The organism is Shewanella sp., from assembly GCF_013214165.1.
GTDB lineage: Bacteria > Pseudomonadota > Gammaproteobacteria > Enterobacterales > Shewanellaceae > Shewanella.
In genome coordinates this window covers 1-10,886 of sequence record NZ_JABSSM010000102.1, presented here as the reverse complement: position 1 = coordinate 10,886, position 10,886 = coordinate 1, and the positions used below count along the sequence as shown (strand labels likewise).

General features: G+C 42.1%; 6 protein-coding genes, 1 tRNA gene and 2 pseudogenes. 6 read left to right on the top strand and 3 right to left on the bottom strand.

What is annotated here, in order from left to right:
* The 3 genes and pseudogenes from HRU42_RS18940 to HRU42_RS18930 all read left to right on the top strand — a co-directional run.
* Nucleotides 1-122 (top strand): annotated as a pseudogene (locus tag HRU42_RS18940) (site-2 protease family protein); the annotation flags it as partial.
* A gap of 657 nt (nt 123-779) precedes the next feature.
* Nucleotides 780-3,860 (top strand): hypothetical protein, encoded by a 3,081-nt coding sequence (locus tag HRU42_RS18935; protein WP_295033404.1) that lies wholly within the window; start codon nt 780-782, stop codon nt 3,858-3,860.
* Nucleotides 3,861-4,891: 1,031 nt separating this feature from the next.
* Complete coding sequence (locus HRU42_RS18930; RefSeq protein ID WP_295033402.1) at nt 4,892-6,022, top strand: Fic family protein; 1,131 nt, start codon at nt 4,892-4,894, stop codon at nt 6,020-6,022.
* A 95-nt stretch (nt 6,023-6,117) separates the two neighbouring features.
* Here the strand turns inward: HRU42_RS18930 and HRU42_RS18925 are convergent.
* Nucleotides 6,118-6,202 (bottom strand) — tRNA-Leu (locus HRU42_RS18925).
* A 359-nt stretch (nt 6,203-6,561) separates the two neighbouring features.
* Between HRU42_RS18925 and HRU42_RS18920 the strand changes: the two genes are divergently transcribed.
* Nucleotides 6,562-6,690 carry a DUF3149 domain-containing protein gene (locus HRU42_RS18920; protein ID WP_295033400.1) on the top strand — a complete coding sequence of 43 codons (129 nt, stop codon included), beginning with the start codon at nt 6,562-6,564 and terminating at the stop codon, nt 6,688-6,690.
* A 157-nt stretch (nt 6,691-6,847) separates the two neighbouring features.
* Here the strand turns inward: HRU42_RS18920 and HRU42_RS18915 are convergent, their stop codons facing one another.
* Complete coding sequence (locus tag HRU42_RS18915; RefSeq protein WP_295033398.1) at nt 6,848-7,459, bottom strand: superinfection exclusion B family protein; 612 nt, start codon at nt 7,457-7,459, stop codon at nt 6,848-6,850.
* A 234-nt stretch (nt 7,460-7,693) separates the two neighbouring features.
* Here HRU42_RS18915 and HRU42_RS18910 point away from each other — a divergent pair, with 234 nt between their 5' ends.
* On the top strand, nt 7,694-9,289 hold the full coding sequence (locus HRU42_RS18910) for an ATP-binding protein (protein ID WP_295033396.1): 1,596 nt from the start codon (nt 7,694-7,696) through the stop codon (nt 9,287-9,289).
* An 80-nt stretch (nt 9,290-9,369) separates the two neighbouring features.
* Here the strand turns inward: HRU42_RS18910 and tcdA are convergent, their stop codons facing one another.
* On the bottom strand, nt 9,370-10,209 hold the full coding sequence (gene tcdA, locus HRU42_RS18905; RefSeq protein WP_295033394.1) for a tRNA cyclic N6-threonylcarbamoyladenosine(37) synthase TcdA: 840 nt from the start codon (nt 10,207-10,209) through the stop codon (nt 9,370-9,372).
* A 566-nt stretch (nt 10,210-10,775) separates the two neighbouring features.
* Between tcdA and HRU42_RS18900 the strand changes: the two are divergent.
* Nucleotides 10,776-10,886, top strand: a pseudogene (locus HRU42_RS18900) (porin); the annotation flags it as partial.

Sequence of the window (10,886 nt, the reverse complement as noted above, 5' to 3'; positions counted from 1 at the left end):
GACAGATATTCTCAACCCTATGGTATTTTATCACCGTAGGTGCCCTGATCGCCATCATCTGGTACTTAGCAGGCTCGGGGGATGACATGCTGGGCTTACCACTGAAGATATTACAGAGCTAGAGCAAGATTAAAGTAATACAGCAATAAAAAGGGAGGCTTGGCCTCCCTTTTTATACCCAGAATAATATGGATGTCCACTTATCTCGGTTACATAGAATTCATCACCATGATTATTTAAACCAGATAAATCGATATCTTACAGGTGGTTAGAGGTCGCAATATCAGGATCAGTATACAGTCAATGGCTTCATTTTTATGATGTGTGGCTTGATTTTATGGCTTTTCTAGCGGATCTGAAGGCATATCGTAGATTCCAAGGATAACTGATATCCCCACACAAAATTTTATTGAGACCTGTAGGCGTATAACTGATTGCTGGATCACGCTTTCAGCTTATTTAATAAGGCCGCAATGGATTAACTGGGAATTTTTGTTTAACATTCTATAAAAGTTGGCTCACTCGCCAAGTATTCCCCCTTATCAGTCAAGCTTGTCACAATTTTAATACATGGCCGATTAAAATTTTTTTAATCGGCAACAAGAAAATGCTAACTAATGCCTAACTAAATGATAACGATCAGTTTGACCATTGTTAACAAATCATCTCTGAATAATATGGTTCTCCGCTTTTATTGTAGTACTTAAGATTAGAACTACTGCCCATAATCGGTAGTGCTTGCAATTGTTTTTTATAAATATATTTATAAAGGATATTCAATGTTTAAGTGTATACAAAATAAATATGAGGCTATAGCTCCCTCCCCAAGCAAATGTTTGAAAAGGAAAAAACAAGGTTATTGCTGGGAATTTTTCGCTAAAATGTCGGGACTTGCCGTTGCAGGAATAATGCTGATATCTCCCGTTCAGGCATATACAGAATATACACCTGTTTGTGTTTACGCAGGTGCTAAACCGACAGACAGAACGTGTATTTCTGATATCGAGACCATTGAGCAGACAGCTTTCACCGTTACCAAATTGACTGTCGATAAAGGTTATAAAGTCAGTTTGCGACGTTATGAATATAAACAAGGATTTGATGGCATTGAGGAAGAACTTGTTGAAGCAAGGACTTGGACAAAAGGAACATATTATCCGAGTAAAAATGACTCCACAAGAGACTTCAAAAGAGTTTATACCGTCACTCGCGATGACGCGTTCGACGCCGATAGTCAAGTTTGCTTCTATAAGTATAAAAGCGCAACGGGACAGAGATTTTGTTCAGCTGAGGATGTATGGTTTCTGTCTACGTTTAATGATGTGGCTCAATCGATAACTTTCCCGCCCGGTCTTGCGGCTAAATTGTATAGGCATTCGAATTACCAAGGTACCGAGGTGTTAGTGCGTGGTGATCAAGACTTGGGAGTGCTGGCCAAGCAAGTGTCTTCAATGAAAATACTTAAGAGCTTAGAAACTTTTGATCTAACCAAGGCATATCACCTGGTTCCAAATAAAGATCACACTCTCTTAAGCCGGTTTGGAATCGAGTCTGTGTATGCTACGCGTCACCGTAAGGATACAGCTAAGATTGGGCTCTTGAAAGAAAGACGTCCTAGCCAGCAATGGAAAATCTTCCGTTCTCATGCTGATGGGACATTGACCTGGCAGGATCAAAATGGCCAAAACCTTTGTCTGATTAGTCCATCAGATGTGGACTTAGTCTCGTTGCCAGACTCTCCACAGTGCCGTTGGCAGGTTGAAACGGTTGGCGATAACCTATTTCGTTTTAAAAATAAGTACTATAAACAGTACCTGACAATGGTTGATGGACAAGCAGTTGAACTTCGTTCAGTTGCAGAAGATGCTGGGCTGTGGAAGTTAAAGCTTGCTGACGAGGTCGAGTATGATGACAGCTATCAAAGAAAACAAGCTCGGATTTCTACCAACCCGGATAGCCCCTTGGTACCTGTGGATAAAAGAAATACTGACTTTGGTACGGCGAATGACTACCAGACCAACATTTTTGACTGGCGTGTCATTAAGTGGTCTTATGTCGGTTATGTCGGTAGTAGCAATCCGACTGAACAAGTCCCCTTGCGTAGTCCATTTTATCAGAACGCCTTAGAACGTTACCCATTTTCCGCTCCTGAAAACTCACAGGATAAACTGCCAAATATGCAGCCTGAAAGTGGTTGGGAGTTAGTGAAACATAACCTTGGTTATCACATGCTAAAAGGTGGTCAAGCCAACGTGCCCTTTACTCAGAAAACCTATGGGCTGCCCTATGTGATGCTTTACAATCGATACACAGGAAAACTAAGAGTTGTGGCCTTATACGATCACTCCCCTGGTACCTTTAACACAGCTGCCATTGAATTGAGTCATAACGACCGCAATGGCAGGGTTGCATCCAATTTGTTTGCCCCCTATGGCTCGGCTCCCCTGAACAGAACAGCTGGAAGCACCAAGGTTACTGCTATGGTTGCCCTGATTGCCATTGAGGAAAAACAATGGATTTACGCTGATTTTGACCTAGGTTATGATCCTTGCACGTCCTGTTACGAGTCGGTGTTAACCGTAAAAATATCTCCGGTTCAAAACGGAGAAACAAGCCTGACAGGGCGCTTTAGCGGTAATAGTGTTCCTGTTCGAGATAGTAATGGATTTGTAGATTCAAATTATCTAACCAGTTACTTTAACGACTCTGGGCTGGATACACAGGTAGGTGCATCATCCTTTAAAAGCTACCAGGCGTTATATCATGAGTTTAAATATCAAAGTGACTATGCCACGGCTGTTTATAATGAAAAAAACTGGAGCTCTAGCGATCCATCTGCGATAGCCCTTAAAAAAGCAGGAGAAGCGCTGGATGTTTTGGCGAGTACCAGTCCGGAGCCTATTTCTAAAGCCGCATTATCTACCCTGTCGTCGATCTTTGGATTTGCCAACTTTAGCGCACAGACCAAGGTAATAGGGTTCAAACTGCCACCACCTATGCCGAGCGTATTGGTGGGAGAAATGGCTTTACGCGGGGTAACGAGCGTACTTGGTAATAGCGATAGCGTCCATATTGTTACACCGGGTTCATTGAATGCAGAGCAGGCTCTTGAATCAAGCTCGTTCAGTAGCAATGGTGTTTACCCCACCTACAACGAAGAATTAGGTGTTTTTGCCATGGTGACAGTCCCGTCTATTGGTGTAAAAGCCAGCGTAGGGAAAGTTCCTTACAAAAATGGGACAGTTGTAGATGCCAGCTGGGGGAAAATTAGTGACGATGGTTTCAGTTGTTATCATACTAGAACAAAATATATAAGATATGGTTGCTTGCCTACTAAAATCACTGGCGACCTATACTATACCCTGAACCCTAATACAGATTTGCACCCAAGCGAGCTTGATGTGTTTGTCGCCATCGAAACACTGGTGAATGGACGGCATGAGAGAATCACGGAAACGGTGCCTATCGAGAAGTGGCGCGAGCTGACGGATATCGAAATCCTAGCAAACGGCGTCACTTACAATTTGAAGGTTATTGTAGTCAAAGCCGGTTTGGTTGAGACCGATTTGGAGCGGATGCTGGAGGGTGGGGACAACAAGGGTGAGTTGTTTTATAGCTATACCTACCCGCTAAAACTTAAGCAGGGGTGGGTTGCTCAGGAGGTTGACACTAGCTTGACTATTAGGGAGCAGTTTGCCTCTCTTATTACTCCGCTTGAACACCATGAGGTTGGCACTCCATCTGGGGTATCAACTCCTTATCCATTAAAGCCATTTTATGTTGCGCCAGATGAATTGAAGGACAGTTTCTGTATGGACGGTGGTTATAAAACTCACCTGACGTCATTGGTAGGGAACTGAAGCGATTACAGATCTTAATAGATGAAAATCCTGGTGAAGCCAATGCCGAACATTTAATGGTTTATCGTTCGCTTACCTGATCTTATCAAGGCTTAAAAACCGAGTCCTGTCTCTAGGTTTCGGATTTTTTTATTATGCTTTGATATCATCAATATCAGCGGGTCTCTATTGGCTTGTTGAACGCGGCCAAAGTAGCGAAAGAAGAAAGAATGGTGCCAGCCATGATTAAACCTCTCAAGTTAGCAATAACACCCACTCTAAAATCGAAGCGACCCATCTTGTAGAACAGCCAGTGTAGATGCGGCGGTGAGCTGCGGCAGCATGGATGCCATCGCAGAGCCCACAGGGAAGACTCTTATGAAATCAAGAGCCAGCGTTTCGCAGAACTGTCGAAGTAAAGAGTGCACATGCCTCGCCGGAGAGGCGATAAGTGACAATGAAGGGGCGGCCTTCAATGACATATCCCAACAGCAAAGGTCACTGAATTCCGGATCAAAAGATCTGCCGGAATGACGAAAATAGACAACTAAAACAAAATAAACCAAGGCGAAAATGTATTAAGCCTTCATTCGAAGGCTAGCAAGTTTTGAGGCAGAAACGAGTTAAAGCTAACCAGTAACGACAGAAAATAAGCCTCACAGGGAGCTGACAAACCATGCAAAGCTTGCAGTAAAAATAATTAGAGGTTGAAACGAAGAAAGGAAGATTGAGAGATTTACGATACGTCAGGCATAAAAAAACCTGCACAATGGCAGGTTCTTCCTTTCCCTAATAAAAGGGATTGGTACCGGAGGACGGACTTGAACCGTCACGCTCGAAAGCAACGGATTTTGAAAAGAGCACCCCTAAAAACATGTTATATATCAATTGCTAAAAACCATAAAAAACACCTTTGCAAATTCTTTGCATAAAGACATTGTCACAGTAAACTTTGCTCTTACTATGAGAAAAGGATAAATGAGTTGATTAACACTCTTAATCGACTCATAATTTGAGATGATTAGCAGGCCTAAACAACTCAGGGAGGCATTATGTGGATTTGGCAACTGAAAGACTGGCCTAACTTTACTTATGATACAACCATCGTTATCACCAAGCTAGAGTCATGCATACAAGCCGTGTCACCATTAAAGCAATTGAGTGAGATCCTATCACTTGAGCAACGTTTAGATTGGGAAGCTGCAATATTACTTGATGAAACACTAGCCTCCGCCAAAATTGAAGGAGAGTTATATGATCGAGACTCTGTTCGCTCTAGCATCGTCAATAAATTAGGTATTGGTAAAGGGAATAAGTTTAACCAGCAAAGTGATGCTATGGTCGAGCTTTTATTATCTGCAATCCGCACGACAGAGCAACAAGTCAATCATGGCGTCGTCAAAAATTGGCATCAAATGCTTTTCCCTGTTGCACCGATAATCACACCTATGACTATCGGTGATTATCGTGATGACACTATGCAGATAGTTTCGGGACGATACGGTAAGCAACAGGTCCACTTCGAAGCGCCAGGTTCGGCAAATAGCGAAGTAGAGCAAGAGATGGATCTGTTTTTTAACTGGCTCAATACCTCATCAAACGAATCAAGCTTTATCAGGGCTGCAATCGCTAAATTTTGGTTTGTCACGATTCACCCGTTTGATGATGGTAACGGCCGTTTATCTCGGATCATTGCTGAGCGCTGTTTAGCCGAGGCAGAGCATACTAACCTGCGTTTATTTTCTTTATCATCAGCTTTTGAAAATCACCGTAATGAATACTATCAACTGTTAGAAAGCCATCAGCGTTATGAGTTAGGAAGCAATGAAAAGATTGTAGATGAAAACAATAACCTCGATTTAACCGCATGGATAGTCTGGTTTTTATCAATGGTGGAGATTGCTGCAATAGATGCCAAGAAAGAATTTGAACGAGTCATGCAAACAACTCGTTTTTGGCAAAAAAACCAGCTCACAACATTTAATGCTAGGCAACAAAAAGTGATTACTAAACTATTGGAAACAACGGATTTTAGCGATGGTATTTCTCGAAAAAAATATAAAGCTATAACCAAGACAACAGATGCAACTGCCGCAAGAGATATTAGAGATTTGGTTGAAAAAGGGATATTAATCCCGATTGGAGAAGGACGTAGTCGACGCTACTTAATTCAAAAAAACTGATCTTCTAAAAGCAATGCAGCCCTAATTCAAACTAAATTTCAGGCATAAAAAAACCTGCTAAAAAGCAGGTTCTTCCTTTCCCTAATAAAAGGGATTGGTACCGGAGGACGGACTTGAACCGTCACGCTCGAAAGCAACGGATTTTGAATCCGTCGTGTCTACCAATTCCACCACACCGGCTTAATCAAATAGACTAACCGAGGTAGCTAAGACCTCAGTAAGTGTCGGCATTATACCTTTGAGACGACTAATGGCAAGTCTTTAACAGCAGAAAATAACTGACCGAACAATTTTCACCCTTATCTTATACTCCACATAGGATTACAGTCAGATTAATGCGTACATAACTATCACCTTCTGCAGTCCCTAGCTTGCGCAAACTAAATAAGTAAAAGCAGATCCAACCCATAGTTTTAACAAAAACAATGTAATTTGATAATGATTCAGAGCGATTATTGATCGAGATCAGCAAGCTGACATTAAAACCAGATTAAGTTAGGGGTATGTACAAAAAATAAATTTTGAAAGAGGATTTCACTATGGCTTTCTGGTTAGATTTGATGTTTGGAAACGCAATAGGGCTGATGTCAATGATAGTAATTTTCTGCACTGTCGGTATTATGGGATACCTGATGTGGATGTTTATTCAAAAGTCTAAGCCGGAATAAGTGCAAAGCTATTTCGATATGGGTTGCAGCTTAAACAGGTGCATTTCCTAATCCAATAGGGGGCATATTGCCCCCTATTTTTATTCTAGATCCCGTATATTTACGCCAATACTGACTGCTAGTTTGTAGCTAATATCAGCCAAACCTGGCATTAGGTTTAGGCGACCTGTTTTCTTGGGCCTGTGACATTATTAGCAAAATTTGGCCTGGCTTTTATTAGATTTAGCATCTCTTCCTGACTTGGCTCTCCAACCGGCAATCTTAGTACTTGTCGATTCAGATAAGTTCTCGCACGCATCGAAATCTTATAATCAGCCGTAGAGCCCTGTATTACATAATGCTTTTGATTACCTAACAGCTCGATGATGTTCGTCGTTAGTAGGCTTTTAACCGCGGGTTCATTTTGTGGCAGAGTCAAGACAGTCGCACCCTGAAGAAAAAACTCACGTAAAAGTGCGCGTTCGGTCGGGTCCAAGAGCCGCACCTTCTCCTCGATGATTTCAATAGTCCGCTTGGCTTTTAATACGCCGATGGCTTCATCTAAGAAATAGCTCACCACTTGAGTGATCAAGTAAGCGATACCTATGATAAAACCTAAGCCAATGAAATGAGAGTTGGCACTAACCACTGACTCTAAGTTTACTGACGTCAAAATACCTGTAGGTACGAATAATAAGCCCCCGCTCACGATAGCTAACCAAAGCATAGAGTTCAAAATCAGCTGCTTAGGAACCGACGGTTTAAATATCTGTGTCTTTATTTTCTGCATAAGGATACCTAGTGTCAAAAAACTGTACTTAAGCAAATCAAAGCAATATTAATGCCACAATTTCATTAAAATATTGATCGCCGATATTTCAGATTTTTTGTTAATTTTTAAGCCTCTAACTCACTCAGTAGGTGATTGGCAGACTATGCTTATGGGGGGATGCTTACTTTGACATTATTCGAAGGCGAAAGTGAGCAAGTCTGATTTAGCTCTCAATGCTCAAGAAAAGGATCCATGCATACTTTTACTAGTAGATTATTCAAAAGCCAGATAGGCCGTAAGCTAACAATATCGATCATATTATTTAGTTCATTAATCACCTTGATCACCACAGGTTTCCAACTGGTAAATGACTATAAAAGCGATGTAAATCGTATCACTCGTCAATTTACCAGTATCGAAAAAGTTAACTTAGATGTGTTAGCGGCTAGTATCTGGGTGATAGATGAAAAATTGATAAACACACAAGTTAATGGCTTGATTCAGCTTCCCGACATCACCTATATTGCTATCATCGATGATAGCGGTCAGGTCTGGACCTCAGGTACCCCAACGCCTGAAAATACCATAGAAAAAACATTCGAACTCTTCTATCGATCTGGAAGTAACAGCTTTGCGGTTGGCACCTTACTGATCCAAGCGGATCTTAAAGCCGTTTACCAAAAACTGCTGGATAGAGCCATCATAATCTTACTTTCTAATGCCATAAAAACATTTCTCGTCGCGGGTTTCATCCTCTTTTTAGTCTGGTACATGGTCGCGAGACACCTACACACGCTCAGCCTCTATTGTCAGCGATTAGATCTAGATAGCCCCTTTGAACCGCTAAGATTCGATCAGAACGATAAGCAAGGAGACGAATTCCATCAAGTCTCAGCGGCGATTAATACCATGCAACAACAACTGAGAACGTCATTTTCGGACATCAATAAATCGAAACAAGAACTGCAAGACGCATTGACCGATAGAGAGAGGTTATTAGCCCTCGAAACCAGCTATAAAGAGGAGTTGGCAAGACAAGTAAAGGAGAGAACTCAAGAGCTAGAGCAATCTCTCTTGGCGTTAAAGCGGACTCAAGAGATACTCGTCGAACAGGAAAAGATAGCGGCATTGGGAGGCCTAGTCTCTGGAGTCGCACACGAAATTAATACTCCCATAGGGATCTGTTTAACTGCTGCAACCTCTCAGCTGGTACATATCGAAGAGTTGATCTTGCTCATACATGGTGAGAACACCACCTTAGAAGAAATTCACGCCATATTAGAAGAGTATCAAGAGAGTTGTGAGTTAATTATCAGTAATATCACTAAGGCTAGTACCCTGATACAGAAGTTTAAGACGATAGCAGCCCAGCAAAATCAGGAAGAGTTGAAGGCATTCAATCTGAAACAGGCTCTCATAGATAGTCATGAATCCATGAAGATCCTCTTCGATAAACAAGAGGTCGAAGTACAGTTTGATATTCCCCCTGAATTAGAGATAGAAACCAACTTGAGTCTGCTGAAGCAGATCACCACCAATATTCTCTCCAACGCATATTCTCATGCATTTAAGCAGGTAGATAAGAGCATCATCATCATCCGAGCGAATGTAGTCGATAATAATATCAATATCTCGATACAAGACAATGGTTCAGGGATATCGAGGGATGCGGCAACTCATATTTTCGAGCCCTTCTATACCACTTCACGTAACGAAGGCGGCACAGGGCTTGGACTCTCGGCCGCTTATAATGCCGCTATCTTGCTGAAAGGAAGCATCAGGTTTGAGCCGGAATGTGAACTCGGTGGCGCTTGCTTCCTGATCTCTTTCCCGATGACACAAGATTAAACAGGCAATGAGTTGAACGGACACGCTTCTGAGTCCGTCAGCTGAATCAGTTCTAGGTTCTAGGTTCTAGGTTCTAGGTTCTAGGAGGGATTATTAGCCTTGCTCGCAAGTTTTATCAGTACTCTACTTGCGGCGACAAACCCAAATGTCCCGGTGACAACCGTCACGGCGCCGAAGCCTGAGGCGCAGTCCATGCGCATGCTGCCATCGACATTTGCCTTGCTGTTACAGACACTACCGTCAGCCTGAGGGTACACCAGTTGCTCGGTAGAGAACACGGCTTCGATACTGAATCGACGCTGTAAATTTTTAGAAAAATTATACTCACGTCTCAATAAATTACGCACTTTAGCGAGCAGTGGGTCTTGATATGTCTTAGCAAGATCTGCTATTTGAACCTGCGCTGGGTCAACTTGCCCGCCCGCACCGCCCACAGTCACTAAAGGCAATTTCTGTCTCTTGCACCAAGCTATCATCGCCGCTTTAGGTTTCACTGCATCTATGCAATCGACAACATAATCTAACACACCAGTTTGATCTTCTTTGGCGTACTTCTTACCAATAAAATATTCACCTAGATTGTCTGTAGTGATGAAATCTTCTACCTGATTTACCTTGCACTCAGGGTTAATCTGCACAATACGTTGAGCCATGACTTCGACCTTAGACTCGCCTATGGTCTGCTTCAAGGCATGGATTTGACGGTTGGTATTGGTTACGCAAATATCATCAAGATCGATGAGAGTAATTTCACCTATACCACTCCTGGCCAAAGACTCTGCCACCCAAGTGCCAACACCACCTATGCCTACAACAGCAACATGAGATTGAGAAAATAGCGTTAATGCCTTTTGACCATATAGACGACCAATACCGGCAAATCGATTAAGATACGCTGCTGAATGCACTTGATTTTCCAACGAAATCTCCAAACAAAAAAATAAATGGTAACTTACAAAATGAGGCTGCGTAATTCCCCCAGTCTCATCCCATACCACCCAGACATACAACTCAGATAGTATAGTGTTGAAACTAGAATATTCGCGGCATAAAAACATGAGCGGGCAGATATTATCTCATTTGATAAATAAAGACTAAAAAATCCTGTCTTATTTGCAGGTAAAGTCTGGCAGAGAAGAACCCTGTTGAAGATAGCTTGCTGCGCCATGCGATGTAGGTATAGATGAGGTTAACGCGCCGCTCAAGTTAGCCCTAATCCATAAGTCCTTCGGAAAGCGTCTCATTAGGTGTTATGTTTTTACAGTGCAAGAAGGGAACACAAACCAAAATGTTAAACGGATCACAAATTCTTGCCAAACCAACAGCTTGGCTGTAAAACCTTGATCGTGCCCACATTTTCGTTGACATAAAACTGTAAAATTCGGCCCCATATTTGTTACAAGGATGGCCCCTTGCAGCAAGAACAATAAACCATAAATAACCATTATAAAATGGAAACAACTTAGGTTCTTGGGAGCACTTAAACATGAAAAAAACGCTAATATCTGCATCAGTTGCATCGGTTTTAACGCTGGCATCATTCGGCGCACTAGCCGATGGACCTAACTTCTACGGTCGTCTGGATCTATCTGTGACT

Bases quoted from the DNA above. Each gene is read 5' to 3' on its own strand.
- HRU42_RS18935 (WP_295033404.1), top strand. From the start codon at position 780: ATGTTTAAGTGTATACAAAATAAATATGAGGCTATAGCTCCCTCCCCA.
- HRU42_RS18910 (WP_295033396.1), top strand. From the start codon at position 7,694: ATGCATACTTTTACTAGTAGATTATTCAAAAGCCAGATAGGCCGTAAG.
- HRU42_RS18915 (WP_295033398.1), bottom strand. From the start codon at position 7,459: ATGCAGAAAATAAAGACACAGATATTTAAACCGTCGGTTCCTAAGCAG.
- HRU42_RS18920 (WP_295033400.1), top strand. From the start codon at position 6,562: ATGGCTTTCTGGTTAGATTTGATGTTTGGAAACGCAATAGGGCTGATG.
- HRU42_RS18930 (WP_295033402.1), top strand. From the start codon at position 4,892: ATGTGGATTTGGCAACTGAAAGACTGGCCTAACTTTACTTATGATACA.